Here is a 23,674-nt window from a genome sequence, read left to right as displayed (position 1 = left end):
CCGGTCTGTCTCACTCTCATGCAAAGGTAAGATCAACCATTTAATCCGCTTACCCAGCATTTTGAGGGTGGTGGTCTTGCCGGCGCCATTGGGGCCCAGGAAACCGAAACAGCGCCCGGCCGGGATGTCGAAGTCGATCGCGTCGACGGCGCGCAACGCACCGAAGCACTTGACCAGGCCGCGCGCTTGAACGACCGGCGAGGCGGCCGCTTGGCGGCGGGTAGATGGCGGATCAGGCAGGGTCACGCGCAGGTCCTCGGATATCGACGGGCCGGGATGATGGTCGACGGCAGCGAGGTTTGCAAGGAATGCCCCAAGCGACTCAGGCCTCGTCTTTTCGCTCTTCCTCGAGCCGCACGGCCACCCCGGCAATCAGGGCAAAGTCACCACTTTCGTCACGGATCGGGGTGAGCGTGGTGTGCCAATGTCCTCGGCCAGCCGGCAGATCGAGCGTCTCGTGATACCGGATCGCCCGCCCCGCCTGGAGGCAGGCACGGTACTGACGTTTCACGTGGGCAGCGGCATCGGGCGGCAGGATCTCGTCGGGCGTCGCGCCGGCCAACTGCTCGCGCGACAGGCCGGTGGCGTGTTCGTGGGCCGGGTTGCTGGTGATGAAGCGAAAGACGCCACCGGACTCGACCCCCACCACGAAAATCGCCTCCTCGACCCCCTCGACAACCGAACGATACAACCGCTAGCTTTCGGCCAACCGGGCTTCGAGCGCGACCGTCTCGCGCGAGTCGATCAGCGCCCCGACGATCCGTTCCGGGCGCCCCTCGACATCGCGCAGCAGCCGGGCATGGTCCGTCACCCACAGGGGTGAGCCGTCCGGTCGCAACAGCCGGTAACGACTGCGCTTGCGATCACCTTGCCAGCGGGTGAAGTCGCCCTCCTGCAAGGCGCGCTCGCGATCGTCGGGATGCAGCGTCTGCTCCCACCAGTCCGGCCCATCGATCAAGGCATCCGGGGTGTAACCGAGGATCTCGCCAATATTGGCGCTAACGTAGTCAAGCCGGTCGGGACGATCGGCGCGAAAGGTATAGATGACCGCCGGGCTTGCCGCGAGAAAGGCATCGAGACGATCTCGCTCGGCCTGCGCCACGGCGGCGGCCCGACGTTCTCGATCGACGTCGTGGAAGAACCACCACAGGCGGGCCGGGCGACCGGACTCGTCGGCAATCGGCACCACCTGCACCCGGAACCAGCCCGACCCGCCCTGCAATGCCGGCAGCCGCAGTGCCCCGTTCCAGCGCTCCCCGCGAGCGATTGCCCGCTCGAATGCCTCGAGCTGCAACCCTCCCAGTCCGCGCGCCGGCCAACCGCGCCCGTCGATAGGTTCGGCGACCCCGAAGGTGCGCCGGAAGGCATCGTTGGCCAACAGCGACCGCCCCTGCATGTCGGTCAGCTCAAGCGGCTGGGGGCTGAGTTCGAATAGCGCGTCGCGCTCGGCCTCCGCGCGATCGATGACCACCATCCAGCGGGTGCGCTGCCAGCGCGACAGCAACCAGAGCCCCACGGATGTCAGCAGGAAGGCGACCACCACCGCGGCAACCAGTGCCGCCATCCGCCCCCGCATGGCCGCATACAGATCCGTGACCGGTTCGACGGCCACTAGCTGGGCCGGTGTCTGGCTTTCCTGGGTGAGAATCGGCACCGGCCGCGAAACCGCCAGCCACTCACGCCCGTCGGCGGAAAAACGCCAGCGCGCCGGTGGTTCGCCCTCCAACTGCCGAAGTGCTGCTGCCAGCCCGACGTCATCGACCTTTGGCCCGTCGAGGTAGTAGTCGCCACGACCCACCGGGGCAATGTGACGCTTTTCGCGCATGTCCGCCCAGATGTTCTCGGCGGCAATCTCGGCGGGCAGCAACAGAGTGGCCCGCGCGCCCAGGCTCTCGTTGAGATAGTTGTCGACCGGCGTGACGCCCGTGCCCACCTCCACGGTGCCGATCACCTGGCTGGACCCACCGGATGAGCCGCCGGGGTTGGGCGCCCAGACCGGCTCGACCGCCCGAAAGCCGGAAAACACGCGCCCGACCTCGAAGCCCATCGCGCCCCGCCCGTTGCGATACACCTCGGCGAGCAATGGCCGCAGCGTGGCCAATTCATCGCCGAAGCGTTCCGGGGCATGCAGCCGCAGGAAGCTGATTGCCTCGGGACCCAGATGAAACTGCATCACCCGGTCCTGACCGTGGATCAGCTCGGTGGCGATCGGGGTGACCGCCCGGGCGAGCTCACGCCGCAACTGGGCCGCGCCATCCTCCCCGCCACCGCCGCCTTCCAGCTCGACCATGGCGCGTGCCTGCGACAGGGTCTCGCGCACCCGCTCGTCAAGCGCCAGGATCCGGGCGATCCGGGCCAGTTCGGCCTCGCGGCTCGACAGGGCATAGTCGACGGTGCCCAACAGCCGGTCGGCGCGGGCGTCGACCTCGGACTCGAACTCACGCTGCACCACCAGCGAGCCGAGCACGCCGAGTAGCAACCAGCCCACCAGCACCAGCAGCCAGACAGCACGGAGTCCCGGTCGCCGGTTATCCGCCGGCAGCCGGGATACGGGGTCATCCTTGTACACGTTCCCTCCCATGGAAACCGATTATCACGCATTTACACGCTCACGCCTACGGTCGGATGCAAGTCGGAGGCACAAAAAAACCCCGCCAATCAGCGGGGTTATCGTTTCAAGCAGTACCGGGCGATTGCCCGGTCTAGCAAAGATCAGCGGATCTTCTGCTTGAGGCTGCCGGACTCGTAACGCTTGTACATTTCTTCCAGGGAGATCGGACGGATCTTGGAAGCCATGCCGGCCGAGCCGAATGCCTCGAAGCGCGCCTTGCAGATCGCCTGCATGCCGGCAGTCGCTTCCTTGAGGAATTTGCGCGGGTCGAAGTTGGACTTGTTCTCTTCGAGGTGCTTGCGAACGGCACCGGTGGACGCCATGCGCAGGTCGGTGTCGATGTTGACCTTGCGAACGCCGTGCTTGATGCCTTCGACGATCTCTTCAACCGGCACGCCGTAGGTCTGACCCATGTCGCCGCCGTAGTTGTTGATGATCTCGAGCCACTCTTCCGGAACGGAGGAGGAACCATGCATGACCAGGTGGGTGTCCGGGATCCGCTGGTGGATCTCCTTGACTCGGTCGATGCGCAGGATCTGGCCGGTCGGCTTCTGCGTGAACTTGTAGGCGCCGTGGCTGGTGCCGATGGCGATGGCCAGGGCGTCACAGTCGGTCCGCTTGACGAAGTCGGCGGCTTCTTCCGGGTCGGTCAGGAGCATGTCCATGTCCAACTTGCCTTCCGCACCGTGACCGTCTTCCTCGCCCATCTCGCCGGTTTCCAGCGAACCGAGGCAGCCCAGCTCACCTTCAACGGACACACCACCGGCGTGAGCCATCTCGGTCACCTTGGCGGTAACGTCGACGTTGTACTCGTAGTCGGACGGAGTCTTCATGTCGGGCATCAGCGAGCCGTCCATCATGACCGAGGAGAAGCCCGACTGGATCGCGCGCAGGCAGACGCCCGGATCGGAACCGTGGTCCTGGTGCATGACGATCGGGATGTGCGGGTACATCTCGGTGGCCGCCTCGACGAGGTGGCGCAGGAACGGCTCGCCGGCGTACTTGCGCGCACCGGCGGAGCCCTGCAGGATCACCGGGCTGTCGACTTCGTCGGCGGCCTGCATGATCGCGTGGATCTGCTCCATGTTGTTGACGTTGAACGCCGGCATGCCGTAGCTGTGTTCAGCGGCATGATCCAGCAGCTGGCGAAGCGAAATGAGCGCCATAGTGCCTCTCCTCAAGTTGAAACGTAGTTGCGAAATCGTGGTGGCAACCGGATCGGACCGACCCGGTCGCCGAAAATTCAATTAGCGCGACAGCATACCCAGCGCACCCGGATATCCAAAATCGCGCCAGGGCGTGACCTCCACCCGTCAGTCGACGGAGATCACATCCCCGACCCGAACGATCTTCATGGCGTTCGTGCCGCCCATCTGACCCATCAGGTCGCCCTTGGTGATGATCACCAGATCGCCCTCGTCGAGCTTTTCCATCTGCTGGAGGCTCTCGATCACCATCCGGTTGACCTCGGCATGATCGGTTGACGGTACCGGGAAGTGCACCGCCTGCACGCCACGGTAGAGACCCACGCGGCGCGCGGTCTCCTCCGAACGGGTGAAGGTGTAGATCGGGATGTCGGTATCGACCCGCGACATCCACAGCGGCGTCGCCCCCGACTCGGACAGCGCGACGATGGCTGCGACCGAGAGGTGGTTTGCCGTGTAGATCGCCGAGTAGGCGATCGCCTGGTCGATCCGCTCGAAGGGCACGTCCAGGGGCGGTGCGCTCTTCTTGGCCTCGATCTGGTACTCCGCCCGGTGGCAGACACGCGCCATGGTCTCGACCACACGTACCGGGTACTTGCCGGCAGCCGTCTCGGCCGAGAGCATGACAGCATCCGTGCCGTCGAGCACCGCGTTGGCCACGTCGAACACCTCGGCCCGTGTCGGGATCGGGTTGTCGATCATGGTCTCCATCATCTGGGTCGCGGTGATGACGGGGCGGTTGAGCTCTTTGGCCATCTTGATGAAGGCCTTCTGCACCGCGGGCAGCTCGGCATCGCCGATCTCCACGCCCAGGTCACCGCGGGCGATCATGATGGCATCGGAGGCCTGGATGATCTCGCGGATGCAGTCGACCGCCTCGGCACGCTCGATCTTGGAGACGATGTGCGCGCGACAGCCGGCTTCCTGCAGCAGACGACGGGCCTCGTGGATATCCTCGCCCGAACGCGGGAACGAGACGGCGATGTAATCCACACCGATCTGGGCGGCCGTCTTGATGTCGGCGCGATCCTTATCGGTGATCGCCGGCGCGGACAGGCCACCGCCCTGGCGGTTGATACCCTTGTTGTTGGACAGCATGCCGCCGACGGCCACCGTGGTGCGCACCTGGTTGCCCTGGACCTCGTCGACCTTGAGGACGATGCGGCCGTCGTCGAGCAGCAGGATGTCACCCGGGCGCGAGTCGGAAACCAGCGCTTTGTAGGTAATCCCTACCTTGTTCTCGTCGCCGCCATCCGGGTCGAGGTCGGCATCGAGGGTGAACGGCTTGCCCTCTTCGAGCTCGACCTTGCCGTCCTTGAACCGGTCGATGCGGATCTTCGGCCCTTGCAGGTCACCGAGGATGGCGACGTAACGCCCCTCGGCGGCCGCGGCCTCGCGCACCATGTCGGCCCGCCGCTGGTGGTCGGCGGCCTTACCGTGCGAAAAGTTCATGCGCACGACATCGATGCCCGCCCGCACCAGGTTGGTGATGGTAGCCAGGTCGTCACTGGCCGGGCCGAGCGTCGCGACGATCTTGGTGCGTCGCTGCGCCGGAAGATGATCAGTGGAACCGTGCATGTTTGCCATCAGCCTTTCGCCCGCTCTTCGAGCATGGCAACCGCCGGCAGGGTCTTGCCTTCCAGGAACTCGAGGAACGCGCCACCGGCGGTCGAGATGTAGCTCACCTTGTCGTAGATGTCGTACTTCTGGATCGCCGCGATGGTGTCGCCGCCACCGGCCAGGGTGAAGGCCTTGGTGTCGGCAATCGCCTGGGAGATGCGCTTGGTGCCGTCACCGAACTGGTCGAACTCGAACACGCCGACCGGGCCGTTCCAGACGACGGTGCCGGCGTTCTCGATCACCTTGGCCAGGGCCTCGGCGCTCTCCGGACCGATGTCGAAGATCATGTCGTCGTCGGCCACATCCTCGACGCGCTTGAGGACCGCCGGCTCGTTCTCGTCGAACTGCTTGCCGACGACCACGTCGGTCGGCAGCGGGATGTTGGCACCATTGCTCTTGAGCTTGTCCATCAGCGCCTTGGCCGTCGGCACCAGATCGTCCTCGCAGAGCGACTTGCCCACGCCGTGACCCGCGGCCTTGACGAAGGTGTTGGCGATGCCGCCACCGACGATCAGCTGGTCGACCTTGGCGGCCAGCGCCTCGAGCACGGTCAGCTTGGTGGAAACCTTGGAGCCGCCGACGATCGCGACCATCGGGCGGGCCGGGTTGGCCAGCGCTTTGGTCAGCGCCTCGAGTTCTTCGGTGAGCAGGGTGCCGGCACAGGCGACCGGGGCGAACTTGGCCACGCCGTGGGTGGAGGCCTGGGCGCGGTGAGCGGTGCCGAAGGCATCCATCACGAAGACGTCGCATAGGGCCGCGTACTGCTTCGAGAGCGCCTCGTCGTTCTTCTTCTCGCCCTTGTTGAAGCGCACGTTCTCCAGCATGACCACCTCGCCGGCGCCCACCTCGACGTTGCCGCCCAGGTAATCACGCTCCAGGCGCACCTCGCGACCGAGCTTGTCGCCCAGGTCCTTGGCAACCGGCGCGAGGGAATCGTCCTCGGAGAATTCACCCTCGGTCGGACGACCCAGGTGCGAGGCGACCATCACGTGGGCGCCCTGGTCGAGCGCGGCCTTGATGGTCCCCAGCGAGGCGCTGATGCGCGCATCGGAGGTAACCTTGCCGTCCTTGACCGGCACGTTCAGGTCGGCGCGGATCAACACGCGCTTGCCGGCAAGATCGAGATCAGTCATGCGGATGACGTTCGCCATGGAAAACTCCTCAATGAGACAGATAAAAAGCGGCAAGGAATGGGAGGCGACTCGGTGACGCCCAGTCCTTACGGCTCTCGCGCGATGCGAAACACAGGTGGAAAAACGGGTGGGAAAACCCACCCGTTCCGGTCAGTCGATTTACTTGCCGACGTGCTGCACGACGCGCAGCATGTTGCAGGTGTAACCGAACTCGTTGTCGTACCAGGCGACAACCTTGACGAAGGTGTCGTCCAGGGCGATGCCGGCCTTGGCATCGAACACGGACGGCTCCGGGTGACCACGGAAGTCGGTGGAAACGACCGCTTCCTCGGTGTAACCCAGCACGCCCTTGAGCTCACCCTGGGAGGCTTCCTTCATGGCGGCCTTGATGTCGTCCATGGAGGCGCCCTTCTCCAGCTCGGCGGTCAGGTCGACCACGGAGACGTCGGAGGTCGGGACGCGGAACGCCATGCCGGTCAGCTTGCCGTTCAGGGCCGGCAGAACCTTGCCCACGGCCTTCGCCGCACCGGTGGAGGACGGGATGATGTTCTCCAGGATGCCGCGGCCGCCGCGCCAGTCCTTCTGGGACGGACCGTCAACGGTCTTCTGGGTGGCGGTGGCGGCGTGAACGGTGCTCATCAGGCCACGCTTGATGCCGAACTTGTCGTTCAGGACCTTGGCCACCGGCGCCAGGCAGTTGGTGGTGCAGGAGGCCGCGGAGACGATCTGCTGACCGGCGTAGTCGTTGTGGTTGACGCCGTAGACAAACATCGGGGTGGCGTCCTTGGACGGGGCCGACTGAACGACCTTCTTGGCGCCGGCGTCGATGTGCTTCTGGCAGGTTTCCTCGGTGAGGAACAGGCCGGTGGACTCGACCACGACGTCGACGTCCAGGTCGCCCCACTTGAGCTGGGACGGGTCCTTCTCGGCGGTCAGACGGATCTTCTTGCCGTTGACGACCAGGTTGTTGCCTTCGACCGACACGTCACCGTCGAAACGGCCGTGCACGGAGTCGTACTTGAGCATGTACGCCAGGTACTCCGGCTCGAGCAGGTCGTTGATGCCGACGATTTCCAGCTCCGGGAATTCCTGGGTCGCCGCACGGAACACCATGCGACCGATACGACCGAAGCCGTTGATACCGACACGAATAGCCATGGGTTTTCTCCTAATCGATACGTGGATACAAATCAGTCAGGGCGCATGCGATTGACGACACATGCGCCCGAAAACGGTTGATGCGACCGCCAATCAGCCCAGCTTGCGGGCTTCTTCGGCGACGCGATCGGCGGTGAAGCCGAAGTACTCGAACAGGTCACCGGCCGGGGCGGACTCGCCGAAGGTGTCCAGGCCGAAGACCTTGCCCTGGCTGCCGACGTACTTGTACCAGCAAGGGGTGACGCCGGCTTCGATCGCCATGCGCGCGGTCACGCCGCTCGGCAGCACCGACTCGCGGTAGGCGTCGTCCTGGGCGTCGAAGGCCTCGACGCACGGCATGGAGACGACGCGAACCTGCTTGTCGGTCAGCTTCTCGGCGGCATCCATCGCCAGGCCGACCTCGGAGCCGGTGGCAATCAGGATCAGGTCCGGCGTGCCGTCGCAGTCCTTCAGCACGTAACCGCCCTTCTCGATGTTGGCGATCTGCTCGGCATTACGGGTCTGGTGCGGCAGGCCCTGACGCGAGAAGACCAGCGAGGTCGGCGCGTCACGACGGACAACCGCCTGCTTCCAGGCCACCGCGGTCTCGACCGCGTCACAGGGGCGCCAGGTTTGCATGCGCGGGATCAGGCGCATGGTGGCGATCTGCTCGACCGGCTGGTGGGTCGGGCCGTCTTCACCCAGACCGATGGAATCGTGGGTGTAGACGAAGATCGAGCCGATCTTCATCAGGCCGGCCATGCGCAGCGCGTTGCGGGCGTACTCGGAGAACATCAGGAAGGTGCCGGCGTACGGCAGCAGGCCGCCGTGCAGCACCATGCCGTTCATGATGGCGCTCATGCCGAACTCGCGCACGCCGTAGTGGATGTAGTTGGCATCCGACTCGGTGGCGGTCAGCGCGGTGCAACCCTTCCAGGTGGTCAGGTTGGACGGCGCCAGGTCAGCCGAACCGCCGACCAGTTCCGGCAGCATCTCGGCCAGACCGGTGATCACGGCCTGGGATGCCTTGCGCGAGGCGACGCTCTCGCCCTTGGCGTCGATCTCCTTGATCAGCGCGTCCATCTTCTGGTTGAAGTCGGCTGGCAGATCGCCGTTCAGGCGACGCTTGAGCTCGCCGGCTTCGGCCGGGAATGCCTTCTCGTAGGCGGCAAAGGTCTCGTTCCACTCGGCCTCGGCCTTCGCACCCTTTTCGGTAGCGTCCCAACCGGCGTAGACCTCGTCCGGAATGACGAACGGCTCGTGGCTCCAGCCGATGTTTTCGCGGGTAGCCTTGACCTCGGCATCGCCCAGGGCGGCGCCGTGGCAGTCGTGGGTGCCGCAGAGGTTCGGCGCGCCAAAGCCGATCACGGTCTTGGTGCAGATCATGGTCGGCTTGTCGTTGACCGAACGCGCCTCGCGGATGGCCGCGTCGATGGCGTCGGCATCATGACCGTCGACGTCACGAACAACGTGCCAGCCGTAGGCCTCGAAACGCTTGGGCGTGTCGTCAGTGAACCAGCCCTCGACGTGACCGTCGATGGAGATGCCGTTGTCGTCGTAGAAGGCGACCAGCTTGCCCAGACCCAGGGTGCCCGCCAGCGAGCAGGCCTCGTGGGAAATGCCTTCCATCAGGCAGCCGTCACCCAGGAAGCAGTAGGTGTAGTGGTCGACGACCTTGTGGCCCGGCTTGTTGAACTGGCCCGCGAGCATCTTCTCGGCGATCGCCATGCCGACGGCATTGGTGAGACCCTGACCGAGCGGACCGGTGGTGGTCTCGACGCCCGGGGTGTAGCCGTATTCCGGGTGGCCCGGGGTCTTGGAGTGCAGCTGACGGAAGTTCTTCAGCTCTTCCATCGGCAGTTCGTAGCCGGTCAGGTGGAGCAGAGAGTAGATCAGCATCGAGCCGTGGCCGTTGGAGAGCACGAAACGGTCGCGGTTCGGCCATTCCGGGTTCTTCGGGTTGTGGTGCATGTAGTCGTTCCACAGCACCTCGGCGATGTCCGCCATGCCCATGGGGGCACCCGGGTGACCCGAATTCGCCTTCTGAACGGCGTCCATGCTCAACGCGCGAATCGCGTTGGCAAGCTCTCTACGTGTCGACATAAAACACTCCAAAGGGTTGAAAAAGAAGCGGTTCTTGGCGCCGTGTGCATTGCGCACGCAGACGACGGCGCCTAGCCTTGGGGCAGGCGCGGAAGTTGCGCGACATTGTCCCCAAAACCCTCACACAAGGCAACCACCCTGTTTTTCAATTACTTAGGAACGACAGCCATCGCCTTCTCGGCAGGCCGAAAAGGCCGCCCAGGCTAGTCAGATCAGGCCTGGCGCCATTTGATCGAGCACCCCATGGAGGGCACCTGCTCCTCGGGGCCGCGACCGGTCTCCGCCACCTGCTTCACCGCCTCGAACAGCTCGCGCGGCGCATCCGGCTCGGCTTCCTTGCGCGAGGCGTCCAGACGACCGCGGTACTGCAACTCGAGATCGGCGTTGTAGCCGAAGAAGTCCGGCGTGCAGACCGCGCCATAGGCCTTGGCCACCGCCTGGGATTCGTCGATCAGGTAGGGGAAGGAGAACTTGTGCGCCTCGGCGACCCGCTTCATGTTCTCCGGCGAGTCCTCCGGGTAGTCGCTGGGGTCGTTGGACATGATTGCCACCGTGTTAACCCCCTGCCCCTTGAGCTCGCGCGCATCGCGCACGATGCGATCGAGCACCGCCTTGACGTAGGGGCAGTGGTTGCAGATGAACATCACCAGCGTGCCTTTCTCACCCTGCACATCACTCAGGCGCCAGATACGCCCCTCGACGTCCGGCAGGGCAAAATCAACAGCTGGGCGGCCAAAATCGCAGACCGGGGTTTCGGTGCGAGCCATGAGCGAACCTCCTTGCGGCGTGTCTCGAGTTAAAGGTTGCGTAACCGTTCAAGTGTCGCACGACACGCCAGGCGGCGGGCAAGCCGGCCCTGCGGCGCGGCGTCGGAACGGCACTGCTCGCTGCCCGGACGACAACTGTGATATTTTTCCTGCCATCCAAACACCGCCCGCCATGCCGCGAGTGGCGGTGCAGCGAGTCGACTGATGCAAGACGACTCGTCGGACAGGACCACAACACCTAAACGGTAATACGCAAAAACCGGCAGCAGACCGGTCGCGAACACAAAACCGATCGCCAAGGACCAGGAGAAACCCGCCCATGCACGCGTCGACGCGCCCCGCCTACGCCTCCCGCCCATCCACTCGCCGACACGGCCGCGCCGGACGACTGCTTCCCCTGCTGGCCGGCGTTACCGCGCTGCTGGTCGCGGCCCTCCCCGCCAAGGCGGAGGAGACCCTGAAAATGGCCATCGCCCCTTTCCTGCCGGAAGCGGAGCTCAGTGAGGCCTACGCCCCGGTGGCCGAATACCTAAGCCGACGCCTTGGCGAGACCGTGGAGTTGGAGCTGTTCCCGAACTACCTCTCCTTCTGGGAGGCCACGCGTGGCGGCTCGGATTTCGATATCGCCCTGGACGCGGCGCCCGTCACCGACTTCCGCGTCCAGCGCCAAAATTGGCAGGTGATCGCGCGATTCGACGGCGAAGTGACCCAGTCACTAGTCACCCGTGAGGACGATCTGATCCTGTCACCCAAGGAGCTAGTCAACCAGCGGGTGGCGGTCCAGCCATCACCGTCGGTCGGCGCCCTGGTGCTCTACCAGTTGTTCCCCAATCCCGTGCAGCAACCGACGCTGATCTTCGAACGCACCAACCGCGATGTCGCCACCGCGGTGATCGAAGGCAAGGCCCGAGCGGGCGTCATCCCCACCCCGCTTGTCGGCGGTTATCCGGGCCTGTACCCGGTGATCACCACCGACCCCCTTCCGTTTTTGGGCTTCTCGGTCTCCCCGGAGCTCAACGAACGTACCCGCAAGGCGCTGCAACAGGCACTGCTATCGTTCGCCGAGACCGAGGAAGGCCAACGCATCCTCGAGGAACAGCAACTGACCGACATCGTGCCGGCGAACAACCGCTACTACGCGGGCAATGCCGAACTGCTGGTCGGCACCTACGGCTACTAAAGCTCCCGCGGCTAAACCCGGGTCACCAAGCCCGGGCTGCTGAACCTCGGGGCAAGCTGTGCCATGATTGCGCCCGCCGAGCGGCATGACCCTGCCCGGCCGCCACGATTCGACCGCCCCAACTGCACGCAAGAGAGGCCTGCACGCCATGAGCGCAAACGCCGCCAAGCGCCACCTGTTCACCTCGGAGTCCGTCTCCAAGGGCCATCCGGACAAGATCGCCGACCAGATCAGCGATGCGATCCTCGACGCGATCCTGGTGCAGGACCCGGCGGCGCGAGTCGCCTGCGAGGCGCTGGTGAAGACCGGCTTCGTCGTGCTCGCCGGCGAGGTGACCACCTCGGCCTGGGTCGACGTGGATGAGCTGGTGCGCGACGTGATCGTAGATATCGGCTACACCAGCTCGGAGCTCGGCTTCGACGGCCACACCTGCGGCGTGCTCAACGCCATCGGCAAGCAGTCATCCGATATCGCCCAGGGCGTCGACCGCGAGGATGCCGCCAACCAGGGTGCCGGCGACCAGGGCCTGATGTTCGGCTACGCCACCAACGAGACCGACGTCCTCATGCCCGCGCCGATCACCTACGCCCATCGTCTGGTGCAGCGCCAGGCGACGGTCCGCGAGGCAGGCACCCTGCCCTGGCTGCGGCCGGACGCGAAATCGCAGGTCACCTTCCGCTACGAGGACGGGGTGCCTGTGGGTATCGACGCCGTGGTGCTCTCTACCCAGCACAATCCCGACATCTCCCAGCCCGACCTGCACGAGGCGGTAATGGAGGAGATCATCAAGCCGGTGCTCCCGGCCGAGTGGCTCGACCAGCAAACCAAGTACCACATCAACCCCACCGGCCAGTTCATCATCGGCGGCCCGGTGGGCGACTGCGGTCTGACCGGACGGAAGATCATCGTCGACACCTACGGCGGCATGGCCCGTCACGGCGGCGGTGCCTTCTCCGGCAAGGACCCATCCAAGGTCGATCGCTCGGCCGCCTACGCCGGGCGCTACGTGGCCAAGAACATCGTCGCCGCCGGCCTGGCCGATCGTTGCGAAATCCAGATTTCCTACGCCATCGGCGTGGCCGAACCGACCTCGATCTCGGTGGACACCTTCGGCACGGGCCGGATTGCCGACGAGCGCATCACCGATCTCGTTCGCAAGCACTTCGACCTGCGCCCCTACGGCATCCTGCAGATGCTCGACCTGATCCGGCCGATCTACCGCAAGACCGCCGTCGGCGGCCATTTCGGTCGCGAGGAGCCGGAATTCAGCTGGGAGCGCACCGATCGGGCCGAGGCGCTGCGCGCCGACGCCGGCCTGTAAGACACAGCACTCCCGCCGTGCAGACCGCCCCGCGGGCGGTTATAATCCGCGACTGATTTTCCCCGCCCCGACCGAGGAGCGCTGCAATCCGCTGATCAGCGGGTCAGGCTCGGCCGGGGCGCGGCGGCGGTCCGACACGGTCGGTCCGTCACCTGATCAACGGCGCTCTTGAGAACCCGCCCCATCAGAACCGGGTTCGCTTTCAAGCCTCGACTTGGACAAGAGCCGCAAGCCCCGCCCTCTCGTTCAAGTCGATCCACTGAAAAGAATCGACGAGGACGCTGACCGTGAACGCAGTAACCAAACCGCAAGCCTTCAACGACTACAAGGTCGCCGACATCAATCTCGCCGACTGGGGTCGCCGCGAGATCCGTATCGCCGAGCGCGAGATGCCGGCGCTGATCAAGATCCGCGAGAAATACCGCGCCGAACAGCCGCTGGCCGGGGCACGCATCGCCGGCTGCATCCACATGACCATCCAGACCGCTGTGCTGATCGAGACGCTCACCGCGCTGGGCGCCGAGGTGCGCTGGTCGTCGTGCAATATCTTCTCCACCCAGGACCACGCCGCGGCCGCCATCGCCGCCGCCGGCATCCCGGTATTCGCCTGGAAGGGCGAGACCGAGGATGAGTACTGGTGGTGCGTCGAGCAGACCATCCACGGCCCGGGTGGTGCCAACGAGGCCTGGACGCCCAACCTGCTGCTCGACGACGGCGGCGACCTGACCGGCCTGATGCACGAGAAGTACCCGAACCTGCTCGAGGGCATCCACGGCGTTTCCGAGGAGACCACCACCGGCGTGCACCGCCTGCTCGAGATGCTGGCCGAGGGCTCGCTGAAGATCCCGGCGATCAACGTCAACGACGCGGTCACCAAGTCGAAGAACGACAACAAGTACGGCTGCCGTCATTCGCTCTCGGATGCGATCAAGCGCGCCACCGACCACCTGCTGTCGGGCAAGCAGGCACTGGTGATCGGCTACGGTGACGTGGGCAAGGGCTCGGCCGCCTCGCTGCGCCAGGAAGGCATGATCGTCAAGGTCACCGAGATCGACCCGATCTGCGCCATGCAGGCGGCGATGGACGGCTTCGAGGTGGTCTCGCCGTACGTCGACGGCATCAATACCGGCAACGACGACGGCATTGACCAGCGCCTGCTGGGCAAGATCGACCTAATCGTCACCACCACGGGCAACGTCAACGTCTGTGACGCGCCGATGCTGCGTGCGCTCAAGAACACGGCGGTGGTCTGCAACATCGGCCACTTCGACAACGAGATCGACACCGCCTACATGCGCGAGAACTGGGCCTGGGAAGAGATCAAGCCGCAGGTGCACAAGGTCTACCGCGAGGCGACCGCCGGCGGCGCATTCGATCCGGACAGCGAGAACTACCTGATCCTGCTCTCCGAGGGCCGCCTGGTGAACCTGGGCAACGCCACCGGCCACCCCAGCCGCATCATGGACGGCTCGTTCGCCAACCAGGTGCTCGCCCAGATCCACCTCTACCAGGACCGCTTCGCCGAGCTGCCGGCGGAGAAAAAGCAGGAGGCGCTGCGGGTCGAGGTGCTGCCCAAGCAGCTCGACGAGGAGGTCGCCCGCTACATGGTCGAAGGCTTCGGCGGCGTGCTCACCCGCATGACCGACGCGCAGGCCAAGTACCTCGGCGTTCCGGCCGAAGGCCCGTTCAAGCCGGACGCCTATCGTTACTGATCCGGCGCTACTAATCCGGCGCTACCGACAGTCCCCGGGCGGCACGGCACCCCGTGTCGCCCGCCCTACATTTCCCGGAGGAAGCATGCCGATCCCGGTTTCCTGTGAATTCTTTCCGCCCAAGTCCGCCGAGGGCGAGGCCAAGCTGCGCGAGGTCTACCAGGAACTCGCCCGCGCAATCGCCCCCGAGTACTTCTCGGTCACCTTCGGCGCCGGCGGCTCCACCCAGACGCGGACCTTCGAGACGGTCCGCGAGATCCAGCGCGACTCGGGCATTCCGGCCGCCCCGCACCTGTCCTGCATCGGCTCATCGCGCGATGGGATTGCCGCGATCCTCGACGACTATCGCGAGCAGGACATCCGGCGGATCGTCGCCCTGCGCGGCGACCTGCCCAGTGGCATGCAGGACCCCGGCGATTTTCGTTATGCCAACGAGCTGGTCGCCTTCATCCGCGAGCACAGCGGCGACTGGTTCCATGTCGAGGTGGCGGCCTACCCGGAGATCCACCCGCAGGCCCCGAACGCCGAGGCGGACCTGGCCAACTTCAAACGCAAGGTCGAGGCCGGCGCGGATGCGGCGATCACGCAGTATTTCTACTCGATCGAGGCCTACCGGCGCTTTCTCGACGACTGCGAACGACTGAACATCGACGTGCCGATCGTCCCCGGCGTGATGCCAATCACCAACTACCAGCAGCTCGCACGCTTCTCCGACATGTGCGGCGCGGACATCCCGCGCTGGCTGCGCAAACGACTGGAGGGGTTCGGTGATGACCTGGAGGGGTTGCGCGCCTTCGGCCACGACGTGGTGACCGACCTTTGTCGGCAACTGGTCGACGCCGGCGCTCCCGGCATCCACTTCTACGCCATGAACCGCTCGCAGCCGGTGATCCGGCTCTGCCGCGACGCCGGACTGGTTGGCGACTGAGGCCCGACGCCAGCTCGTGACGCCGAGCCGGGCGGGCAACCGACGCCGCCATCGCGGGCAAGGCTCAATCGGGCGCGGCGACTGGCCTGATCGAATAATCGGCCGGGTAACAATGCCCTGACCCCACAGCCGCCGACGGACGATATACTCCCGCGCATGACCATCAAGCTGTCCGACAAGCACATCTGGATCGAGCCGACCGACGCCGCCCTTGCCGGGGCCGCGGCCGATGCCGGTGCCACCGCGCTGATCTTGCCCGAGGGTCAGGACACCGCCGGCCTGCCCCGCGTGGGCGCCGGCGGCGACTTCCAGGACGGCCGTGACTTCGAGCGCTACCGCATCGAGCGGGAGGCCGACGAGGAGGCCGTTCGCCGTGATCGGCTCGCGGTGGTCGAACCGGCCGAGTGGACCATTATCCCGGCGGAGAACCTGATCGCGCGCGGCGCAGAGGTAATCCAGGTGGTCGATGACGCCGAGCAGGCCAAGCTGGCGCTGACCATCATGGAGCAGGGAGTGGCGGGCATCTGGCTGCGGCATGCCGATGCCGAGACCATCGGGGCAATGGGCCGCATGCTCGCCGAACTCGCCCCCTCACCGGTCGAGCTGACGGACGCACGGATCACCCGCATCAGCCCGGTCGGCATGGGCGATCGCAGCTGCCTCGACCTGATCGGCGAACTCGCCCCGGGCGAAGGGCTACTGGTAGGCAGCTTCAACCACGCCTGCTTTCTGATCCACAGCGAGAACGTCGACAACCCGCACTGTGCCGCCCGCCCTTTCCGGGTGAATGCCGGCGCGATCCACGGCTATGTGGTCACCCCCGGCGACCGGGTGCGGTATCTGGCCGAGATGGCCAGTGGCGATCCGGCCCTGGTGGTGGGCACCGAGGGGCGCACCCGCACGCTGGCCGTCGGCCGCAACAAGATCGAACGTCGTCCGATGGTGCAGATCGAGGCGGTCGACGATGACGGCAAGCGCGTCTCCGCCATCCTGCAACACGCCGAGACCATCCGCCTGGTCACCCCCGAGGGCCGGGCGGTAAGCGTGCTCGATCTCAACATCGGTGACCGGGTGCGCGTCTCGCTGGCCGAGCACGGCGGGCGGCACTTCGGCCGTCGCGTCGACGAAACCATCAACGAACGCTGAATCCACGACTGACTCCCGGAGCACGGCATGACCCGCAATCAGGATTGGCAACGCCGCGACCTCAACGTCCTCTGGCACCCCTGCACGCAGATGAAGGACCACGAGTCCATCCCGCTGGTGCCCGTCGAGCGGGGCGAGGGGCCGTGGCTGTATGACTTCGACGGCCGGCGCTACCTCGACATCATCAGCTCCTGGTGGGTCAACATCTTTGGCCACGCCAACCCCTACATCAACGACCGCATCAAGGCTCAACTCGATAAGCTCGAACACGTCATCCTCGCCGGCTTCTCCCACGGCCCGGTGGTCGAGCTTTCCGAGCGGCTGGTGGAGATCACGCCGAGCGGCCTCGACCGAGCCTTCTACGCCGACAACGGCTCCTCGGGAGTCGAGGTGGCGCTGAAGATGAGCTACCACTACTGGCGCAACTGCGGTCGCGCCGAAAAGAGCGAGTTCGTCACGGTGGCCAACAGCTACCACGGCGAGACCCTCGGCACGCTGTCGGTCGGCGACGTGGGGCTCTACAAGGACACTTACGGCCCGCTGCTGCGCGCCACCGCCACGGCGCCCTCGCCGGCCTGCCGCCAGGACCGGGGCGACTGCCGCGAGCGGGCCGCCGAGGCACTCGACGGCATGCGACGGATCCTCGAGGAACAGGCCGACCGCACCGCCGCGGTGATCGTCGAGCCGCTGGTCCAGTGCGCGGCGGGGATGCTCATGCACCACCCGGACTACATCCGCGGCCTGCGGATGCTCTGCGACGAGTTCGACGTCCACCTGATCGCCGACGAGATCGCGGTCGGCTTCGGGCGCACGGGCACGCTGTTCGCCTGTGAGCAGGCCGACATCACCCCGGACTTCATGTGCCTGTCCAAGGGACTGACCGCCGGCTACCTGCCGCTGGCCGCGGTACTCACCAGCGACACGGTCTACCAGGCGTTCTATGACGACTACAACAGTATGCGGGCCTTCCTGCACAGTCACAGCTTCACCGGCAACCCGCTGGCCTGCGCGGCGGCACTCGCCACACTCGACCTGTTCGAGCGAGATGACGTCATCAATGCCAACCTGAAAGCGCAAGCCATCATGGATCGCCACTTGGCCGAGCTGGCCCAGGAACCCCACATCACCAACGTACGTCGCACCGGGATGATCGCCGCCATGGACCTGATCGACCCGGCGACGGGCGAGCCGTTCCCGTCCGGGGATCGCCGCGGGGTGCGCGCGTACCAGTACGCGCTCGAGCATGAGCTGCTGCTTCGTCCGCTCGGCAACACGCTCTACTGGATGCCCCCCTACGTCCTCGACGAAGACGACTATCGGCACGTGTTCGAAGTCACGCGCGATGCCGCGCGCGCGGCACTGGGCTAGCGCCGATGCGCACCCGTCGTGTCTTCGTCGACCACGAACTGGAAGCCGGAAGTGAAATCGACCTGCCGGCCGACACCGTCAATTACCTGAGAAACGTCCTGCGCCTTAAGGACGGCCAGCAATTGGAGCTGTTCAATGGCCGCGGCTGTCGCGCCCACGGCCGGCTGGCGCTGGCCCGCCGCGAGGCCCGCGCGCTGGTCGAATCGAGCGAGGCCAGCCCCGAGGAGTCGGTGGTCCCGATCACCCTGATGGCCGCGCTGGCCAAGGGCGAGAAGATGGAGCTGGTGATCCAGAAGGCGGTCGAGCTGGGCGTGACCACCATCGCGCCGGTGGAAACCGAGCGCAGCGTGCTGGAACTCAAGGGCAACCGCGCCGAAAAGAGGCTGATCCGCTGGCGCCAGATCATGCTCAACGCCTGCGAACAGTGCGGGCGCGACACCTTGCCCACCATCGAGCCGATTCGATCACTGGATCAGGCCCTGATGACGATCGACACGCCGATACGCCTCGTGCTCGACCCTCGTGCCCAGCAGCCGCTGACGGCCCTGCGCGACCAGCCGCGCCCCAACGGGGTGGCCCTGCTGGTCGGCCCGGAAGGCGGGCTGACCGGAGACGAGGTGGCATTGGCCGGGGAACACGGTTTCCGGGCACTGACCATCGGACCACGCATCCTGCGCGCCGAGACGGCCGCGATCACCGGGGTGGCGGTGCTGCAGTACCAGTGGGGCGATCTGGGCTAGAGACGCCAACGAGCGGAGGGCCCTTGCTGAACCTCCGCTTTGACCCTCAATCGAACCTCAGTCGTCGACCTTGTCGGGGCGGAAGCCGGAGCTGATCGGATAGCGGCGGTCTCGACCAAAGGCGCGGCGGCTGATGCGCACACCCGGCGGCGCCTGCCGACGCTTGTATTCGTTGACTAGGATCATCCCGACCACCCGACGAACCACGGCCTCGTCCAGCCCCATGGCGACGATATCCTCGATACTGCTGTCGTGTTCGACGAAGGCCTCGATGATGCGATCGAGATCCTCGTAGGCCGGCAGCGAATCCGAGTCACGCTGGTCGGCACGCAGCTCCGCCGAGGGCTCGCGTGTGATGACACGCTCGGGCACGGCGTCGAGCTCGGGGCGCACGGTCCCACCCAGCGAGTTGCGGTAGCGGGCGAGCTGATAGACCACCGTCTTGGGGACATCCTTGATCGGGGCAAAACCACCGGCCATGTCGCCATAGAGGGTCGCGTAGCCGACGGCCAATTCCGACTTGTTGCCGGTCGTCAGCAGCAGCCGGCCGAACTTGTTCGACAACGCCATCAGGATCACCCCGCGGGCACGGGCCTGCAGGTTCTCCTCGGTCACGTCCTCGGCCAGGCCGGCGAACAGCGGCGAGAGCGTTTCCTGGAACGAACCGAAGACCGGCTCAATCGACAACGTCTCGCAACGCACGCCCAGCGCGTCGCACTGGAGCTGGGCATCCTCGAGACTCATGGGCGAGGTGTACTGTGACGGCATGCGCACGGCCAGCACGTTGTCCGCCCCGAGCGCATCCACGGCGAGCGCGAGCACCAGGGAGGAGTCGATCCCCCCCGACAGCCCCAACACCACACCGGAAAACCCGTTCTTGCGCACGTAATCGGCAATGCCGGTGGTCAGGGCGCGATAGATCTCGGCCTCACCCTGTTGCCAGTCGTGGCTGGGACCGTGGGCCAGCACTTCGCCCGTGGTCGAGATCTCCGTCCAGCCGATGCTCTCGACAAAGCCGGGCAGATGCATGTGATTGCCGGTGCGACAGGAGACGAATGACCGCCCGTCGAACACCAGTTCGTCCTGACCGCCGACAAGATTGACGTAGATAATCGCGCAGCCGCTGGAATGGACGCGCTCGGCGATCTGGGCCTCGCGCTCGCGGGTCTTCTGGCGATGAAACGGCGAGGCGTTGAGAACACAGATCACACGGGCACCAGCGGCCGCCGTCTCCTCGATCGGCCCCTGGCGCCAGGCGTCCTCGCAGATGACCACCCCCACCGGAACGCCGTCGATCTCGGCCACCAGGGAAGAGGTCCCCTTGCGGAAATAGCGCTTCTCGTCGAACACGCCATAGTTGGGCAGGGCGCGCTTGGCGTAGCGGGCCACGATCTGTCCGCGATCGATCAGTACCGCCTGGTTCTGCAAGTAGCCCTCGGCGTCCCGCCCCGGGGTGCCGATCAGCACGGCCGTGTCGCCCACTTCGCCGGCAATCCGCACCAGTTGAGCTTCGCAGGAGTCGACAAAATCCTCGCGCAGCAGAAGGTCTTCGGGTGGATAGCCGGAGATGGTCAGCTCGGGGAACACGACCAGTCGGGCATCGACCTCCTTGCGGGCGCGCGCGACCAGCTCGATCACACGAGAGGCGTTGGCTCGACAGTCCCCGACCCGGGTATTGATCTGGGCCAGCGCAATACGCAACCCACCAACGTCGCGCTCTTCGATTCGGTTCAGATTGTCGGTCACGATGCGTTCATGCCCTCGGACTGGTTCACGAGCACACGGGCGGCCGTGACACCCAGTTCGGCCGGGCTGTCCACCACGTGCACGCCGGCGGCACGCAAGGCCGCGCACTTCGCCGCGGCGGTACCCTTGCCCCCGGCGATCACCGCACCAGCATGCCCCATGCGCTTGCCGGCCGGCGCCGTCGCACCGGCAATGTAGGCCACCACGGGCTTGGGATAACCCTGACGAATGAACTCGGCGGCCGCTTCCTCGGCCCCGCCGCCAATCTCGCCCACCATCAGCACCAACTCGGTCTGCGGATCATCCGCAAAACGCGACAGGCAGTCGATGAAATCGAGCCCGCCGACGGGGTCGCCACCAATGCCCACACAGGTGCTCTGGCCCAGCCCGACGGCCGTGGTCTGCGCGACCGCCTCGTAGGTAAGCGTGCCGGAACGCGAGACGATGCCGACCCGCCCCTTGGTGTGGATCGAGCCCGGCATGATGCCGATCTTGCAGCTGTCCGGGGTAATCAGCCCCGGACAGTTCGGTCCGATCAGGCAGGCATCCGGGTAATCCTGGGCCAGCACCGCTTTGACCTTGAGCATGTCGATCACCGGGATGCCCTCGGTAATGCAGGCAATCACCTCGATACCGGCGGCAGCGGCTTCTAGAATCGAATCCGCGGCGAACGGTGCGGGGACGTAAATCATGCTCGCGGTCGCGCCCGTCTCGCGCACCGCGTCGGCGACCGTATCGAATACCGGCAAGCCGAGATGCGTCTGCCCGCCCTTGCCAGGCGTCACCCCGCCGACCAGACGGGTGCCATAGGCGATCGCCTGTTCGGAGTGAAAGGTGCCCTGCTTGCCGGTAAATCCCTGGCAGATCACCCGGGTGGATTCGTCGACCAGAATGCTCATCGGCGAGCCTCCCGCTTGGTGTTGGCGAGTGCTACCGCCCGGTTGGCGGCAGCGGCGAGGTCGTCTTCGGCCGTCAATGCCAGCCCCGATTCGGCCAGCATGCGGCGGCCTTGTTCGGCGTTGGTGCCGGCCAGGCGCACGACGGTCGGCACTTCAAGCGCCACCTCACGGGCCGCCTCGGTGATGCCCTCGGCGATCAGGTCGCACCGCACGATCCCACCGAAGATATTGACCAGGATCGCCTCGACCCGCGGATTCTCGAGGATCAGCTTGAATGCCTCGGTCACCTTGGCGGCCGAGGTGCCGCCGCCGACATCGAGGAAGTTGGCCGGCATGCCGCCGGCGTGCTGGATCAGGTCCATGGTCGCCATCGCCAAGCCGGCGCCGTTGACCATGCAGGCAATGTTGCCGTCCAGCGAGACGTAATTGAGCCCATGATCGATCGCCTTGCGCTCGGCTGGGTCTTCCTGGGCGATGTCCCGGCGCTGCCACCATTGGGCTTGGCGGTATTCCGCGTTGTCGTCCAGGGCCACCTTGGCATCCACAATCGCCAACTGACCATCGGCCAGCGCTGCCAACGGATTGATCTCGATCAGCGCCGCGTCGCGTTCGATGAACGCGCGATAGAGCTTGAGCGCCAATGACACGAACACCTTCATCTGATCGGCAGACAGACCGAGCGAGAAAGCCAGTTCGCGCGCTTGATAGGCAGCGAGCCCCACGGTCGGATTGACCACCGCCCGATGGATGGACTCCGGGTGCTGGTCAGCGACCGCCTCGATGTCCATGCCACCTTGAGACGACGCGACCATGACGACGCGCTGCAGCGCACGATCGACCGTGATCGCCAAGTAGTATTCGTGCCGGATATCGGCCGCGGGCTCGACGAGCAATGAATCGACCGGCAGGCCGACAGGTCCTGACTGCAGTGTCACCAGACGGGTACCGATAAGGTCATTCGCCGCCTGAGTGACACCGGCCACATTGTCGACCAACCGTACGCCGCCCGCCTTGCCACGTGCACCGCTATGCACCTGCGCCTTGACAACCCAACGGCCGGATTCGCTGGCCGGCAGGCGAGTACCGTCGCCCACGTCGTCGGCCGACTGGACCAAGGCGCCGGGAGGCACGGGAATGCCGAATTCGGACAGCAATGATTTGGCCTGATATTCGTGCAGGTTCATGGTGACCCGTTCCAGAAATCGTCAATGAAGAGGGGGCATTGTCGCGCACCGACGCCCCATTGTCATTCCCACGGGCGCTATCCGTGGAATGACGCAAAGCGCAAGAAAAAGCCCCGGCAGGGCCGGGGCAACGAGTCACTCAGGGGAGAAATCTAATCACGCGTGTCAGTCAGGATGAACCGCCACGTGGGGGCGAAGTCGATGAATGATCTGTGGGTCGAGACCCCACACCGATTTCAGATCATCGAGCGAGGCGAATGCCCCTACGGTCAGGCGGTGTAAGACGATGCGTTCGGCCGGCACCGGCCCGACACCACTGACACCGGCAAGATCGTCAGCCGACGCCTGATTGAGATCCAGAACACTTGCCTGCACCGAAAAAGACGCCAGCAGCAACAAACCAAGACCTGCCCGCGCTATACCTGTGCTCGTCTTCACCACCCACTCATCCCGCTATCTGTCATCCAGACAGGGAGCGTAAAGCGAATGTTCGGCGTTGAATATCGGCTAAATCCTCGATTGCCGTAGGAATCCGCCTTTATTCTTGTACGCCGATTCCTACAAAGCAGAAACCCCCGCAGCCAGTTGGCATACGGGGGTTTCGAATGGGGAGCCTGGCGTTGACCGACTTATCCCTGCGGGGTGAACGAGGACCGGCTGTCCAGTGGACAGCCGCAGCCGACGTGAGCGCCGCACCCGGCGGGGTGCGGCCGGGCCCCGGAAGGGGCCGACCCATGCCATGAAGAAACCCCCGCAGCCTGATGGCATACGGGGGTTTCGAATGGGGAGCCTGGCGTTGACCTACTTTCACATGGGGAGGCCCCACACTATCATCGGCGATGCGGCGTTTCACTGCTGTGTTCGGGATGGGAAC

General features: G+C 65.5%; 20 protein-coding genes, 1 rRNA gene and 1 riboswitch. Of the genes, 7 read left to right on the top strand and 14 right to left on the bottom strand.

Features of this window, described 5'->3' with window-relative positions:
• The 9 genes from D5687_RS10225 to D5687_RS10185 all read right to left on the bottom strand — a co-directional run.
• Window positions 1-246 (bottom strand): ATP-binding cassette domain-containing protein (locus D5687_RS10225; protein WP_370271318.1); only part of this gene is annotated, 246 nt, incomplete at its 3' end.
• A 76-nt stretch (window positions 247-322) separates the two neighbouring features.
• The gene (locus tag D5687_RS10220) at window positions 323-691 is read right to left on the bottom strand and encodes a PAS domain-containing protein (RefSeq protein ID WP_125199675.1); all 369 of its coding nucleotides are present in this window, start codon (window positions 689-691) and stop codon (window positions 323-325) included.
• A gap of 3 nt (window positions 692-694) precedes the next feature.
• Window positions 695-2,569, bottom strand: a complete 1,875-nt coding sequence (locus D5687_RS10215; RefSeq protein WP_158611858.1) for a PAS domain-containing protein — start codon at window positions 2,567-2,569, stop codon at window positions 695-697.
• Window positions 2,570-2,712: 143 nt separating this feature from the next.
• Complete coding sequence (gene fba / locus D5687_RS10210) at window positions 2,713-3,777, bottom strand: class II fructose-bisphosphate aldolase (protein ID WP_125199673.1); 1,065 nt, start codon at window positions 3,775-3,777, stop codon at window positions 2,713-2,715.
• Between the two features lie 147 nt (window positions 3,778-3,924).
• The gene (gene pyk / locus D5687_RS10205) at window positions 3,925-5,394 is read right to left on the bottom strand and encodes a pyruvate kinase (RefSeq protein ID WP_125199677.1); all 1,470 of its coding nucleotides are present in this window, start codon (window positions 5,392-5,394) and stop codon (window positions 3,925-3,927) included.
• An 8-nt stretch (window positions 5,395-5,402) separates the two neighbouring features.
• Window positions 5,403-6,587: a phosphoglycerate kinase gene (locus D5687_RS10200; protein ID WP_125199672.1), complete on the bottom strand. Its 1,185-nt coding sequence runs from the start codon at window positions 6,585-6,587 to the stop codon at window positions 5,403-5,405.
• 141 nt (window positions 6,588-6,728) lie between these two features.
• Complete coding sequence (gene gap, locus D5687_RS10195; RefSeq protein ID WP_125199671.1) at window positions 6,729-7,727, bottom strand: type I glyceraldehyde-3-phosphate dehydrogenase; 999 nt, start codon at window positions 7,725-7,727, stop codon at window positions 6,729-6,731.
• 93 nt (window positions 7,728-7,820) lie between these two features.
• Window positions 7,821-9,809, bottom strand: coding sequence for a transketolase (gene tkt / locus D5687_RS10190; RefSeq protein ID WP_125199670.1), 1,989 nt, complete (start codon window positions 9,807-9,809; stop codon window positions 7,821-7,823).
• Window positions 9,810-10,021: 212 nt separating this feature from the next.
• Window positions 10,022-10,576 (bottom strand): thioredoxin family protein, encoded by a 555-nt coding sequence (locus D5687_RS10185; RefSeq protein ID WP_125199669.1) that lies wholly within the window; start codon window positions 10,574-10,576, stop codon window positions 10,022-10,024.
• 319 nt (window positions 10,577-10,895) lie between these two features.
• Here D5687_RS10185 and D5687_RS10180 point away from each other — a divergent pair, with 319 nt between their 5' ends.
• From D5687_RS10180 to D5687_RS10150, 7 genes are all read left to right on the top strand, one after another.
• Window positions 10,896-11,756: a phosphate/phosphite/phosphonate ABC transporter substrate-binding protein gene (locus D5687_RS10180; RefSeq protein WP_125199668.1), complete on the top strand. Its 861-nt coding sequence runs from the start codon at window positions 10,896-10,898 to the stop codon at window positions 11,754-11,756.
• A 148-nt stretch (window positions 11,757-11,904) separates the two neighbouring features.
• Complete coding sequence (gene metK / locus D5687_RS10175; protein ID WP_125199667.1) at window positions 11,905-13,077, top strand: methionine adenosyltransferase; 1,173 nt, start codon at window positions 11,905-11,907, stop codon at window positions 13,075-13,077.
• Window positions 13,078-13,144: 67 nt separating this feature from the next.
• A riboswitch (S-adenosyl-L-homocysteine riboswitch) is annotated at window positions 13,145-13,252 on the top strand.
• Window positions 13,253-13,364: 112 nt separating this feature from the next.
• The gene (gene ahcY, locus D5687_RS10170) at window positions 13,365-14,789 is read left to right on the top strand and encodes an adenosylhomocysteinase (protein ID WP_125199666.1); all 1,425 of its coding nucleotides are present in this window, start codon (window positions 13,365-13,367) and stop codon (window positions 14,787-14,789) included.
• Window positions 14,790-14,874: 85 nt separating this feature from the next.
• Window positions 14,875-15,717, top strand: coding sequence for a methylenetetrahydrofolate reductase [NAD(P)H] (metF, locus tag D5687_RS10165; protein WP_125199665.1), 843 nt, complete (start codon window positions 14,875-14,877; stop codon window positions 15,715-15,717).
• 156 nt (window positions 15,718-15,873) lie between these two features.
• Window positions 15,874-16,863, top strand: coding sequence for a 3-dehydroquinate synthase II (locus tag D5687_RS10160; RefSeq protein ID WP_125199664.1), 990 nt, complete (start codon window positions 15,874-15,876; stop codon window positions 16,861-16,863).
• Window positions 16,864-16,890: 27 nt separating this feature from the next.
• Entirely contained in the window at window positions 16,891-18,231 is a 1,341-nt protein-coding gene (locus D5687_RS10155) for an adenosylmethionine--8-amino-7-oxononanoate transaminase (protein ID WP_125199663.1), read from the top strand.
• A gap of 5 nt (window positions 18,232-18,236) precedes the next feature.
• Window positions 18,237-18,971: a 16S rRNA (uracil(1498)-N(3))-methyltransferase gene (locus D5687_RS10150; protein WP_125199662.1), complete on the top strand. Its 735-nt coding sequence runs from the start codon at window positions 18,237-18,239 to the stop codon at window positions 18,969-18,971.
• A gap of 57 nt (window positions 18,972-19,028) precedes the next feature.
• Here D5687_RS10150 and D5687_RS10145 read toward each other — a convergent pair whose 3' ends face one another.
• From D5687_RS10145 to rrf, 5 genes are all read right to left on the bottom strand, one after another.
• Window positions 19,029-20,717, bottom strand: a complete 1,689-nt coding sequence (locus D5687_RS10145) for an NAD+ synthase (protein ID WP_240031480.1) — start codon at window positions 20,715-20,717, stop codon at window positions 19,029-19,031.
• Entirely contained in the window at window positions 20,714-21,616 is a 903-nt protein-coding gene (sucD, locus tag D5687_RS10140; RefSeq protein ID WP_125199661.1) for a succinate--CoA ligase subunit alpha, read from the bottom strand. The genes D5687_RS10145 and sucD overlap by 4 nt, the downstream gene beginning before the upstream one ends.
• On the bottom strand, window positions 21,613-22,800 hold the full coding sequence (sucC, locus tag D5687_RS10135) for an ADP-forming succinate--CoA ligase subunit beta (protein WP_125199660.1): 1,188 nt from the start codon (window positions 22,798-22,800) through the stop codon (window positions 21,613-21,615). The genes sucD and sucC overlap by 4 nt, the downstream gene beginning before the upstream one ends.
• A 165-nt stretch (window positions 22,801-22,965) precedes the next feature.
• Window positions 22,966-23,238, bottom strand: coding sequence for a helix-hairpin-helix domain-containing protein (locus D5687_RS10130; RefSeq protein WP_158611857.1), 273 nt, complete (start codon window positions 23,236-23,238; stop codon window positions 22,966-22,968).
• Window positions 23,239-23,588: 350 nt separating this feature from the next.
• Window positions 23,589-23,674: ribosomal RNA gene (gene rrf / locus D5687_RS10125) — 5S ribosomal RNA — on the bottom strand; the annotation flags it as partial.

This window comes from Guyparkeria sp. SCN-R1 (genome assembly GCF_003932495.1).
GTDB lineage: Bacteria > Pseudomonadota > Gammaproteobacteria > Halothiobacillales > Halothiobacillaceae > Guyparkeria.
The sequence above is the reverse complement of the archived record's forward strand: the minus strand, read 5'-3'. Positions and strand labels throughout refer to the sequence as shown.

Excerpts from the sequence above, each read along its gene's own strand:
- tkt (WP_125199670.1), bottom strand. The coding sequence starts at position 9,809 with ATGTCGACACGTAGAGAGCTTGCCAACGCGATTCGCGCGTTGAGCATG.
- sucC (WP_125199660.1), bottom strand. The coding sequence starts at position 22,800 with ATGAACCTGCACGAATATCAGGCCAAATCATTGCTGTCCGAATTCGGC.
- D5687_RS10200 (WP_125199672.1), bottom strand. The coding sequence starts at position 6,587 with ATGGCGAACGTCATCCGCATGACTGATCTCGATCTTGCCGGCAAGCGC.
- fba (WP_125199673.1), bottom strand. The coding sequence starts at position 3,777 with ATGGCGCTCATTTCGCTTCGCCAGCTGCTGGATCATGCCGCTGAACAC.
- metK (WP_125199667.1), top strand. The coding sequence starts at position 11,905 with ATGAGCGCAAACGCCGCCAAGCGCCACCTGTTCACCTCGGAGTCCGTC.
- D5687_RS10180 (WP_125199668.1), top strand. The coding sequence starts at position 10,896 with ATGCACGCGTCGACGCGCCCCGCCTACGCCTCCCGCCCATCCACTCGC.
- gap (WP_125199671.1), bottom strand. The coding sequence starts at position 7,727 with ATGGCTATTCGTGTCGGTATCAACGGCTTCGGTCGTATCGGTCGCATG.
- metF (WP_125199665.1), top strand. The coding sequence starts at position 14,875 with ATGCCGATCCCGGTTTCCTGTGAATTCTTTCCGCCCAAGTCCGCCGAG.
- D5687_RS10185 (WP_125199669.1), bottom strand. The coding sequence starts at position 10,576 with ATGGCTCGCACCGAAACCCCGGTCTGCGATTTTGGCCGCCCAGCTGTT.
- sucD (WP_125199661.1), bottom strand. The coding sequence starts at position 21,616 with ATGAGCATTCTGGTCGACGAATCCACCCGGGTGATCTGCCAGGGATTT.
- D5687_RS10155 (WP_125199663.1), top strand. The coding sequence starts at position 16,891 with ATGACCCGCAATCAGGATTGGCAACGCCGCGACCTCAACGTCCTCTGG.
- D5687_RS10160 (WP_125199664.1), top strand. The coding sequence starts at position 15,874 with ATGACCATCAAGCTGTCCGACAAGCACATCTGGATCGAGCCGACCGAC.
- pyk (WP_125199677.1), bottom strand. The coding sequence starts at position 5,394 with ATGCACGGTTCCACTGATCATCTTCCGGCGCAGCGACGCACCAAGATC.
- D5687_RS10150 (WP_125199662.1), top strand. The coding sequence starts at position 18,237 with ATGCGCACCCGTCGTGTCTTCGTCGACCACGAACTGGAAGCCGGAAGT.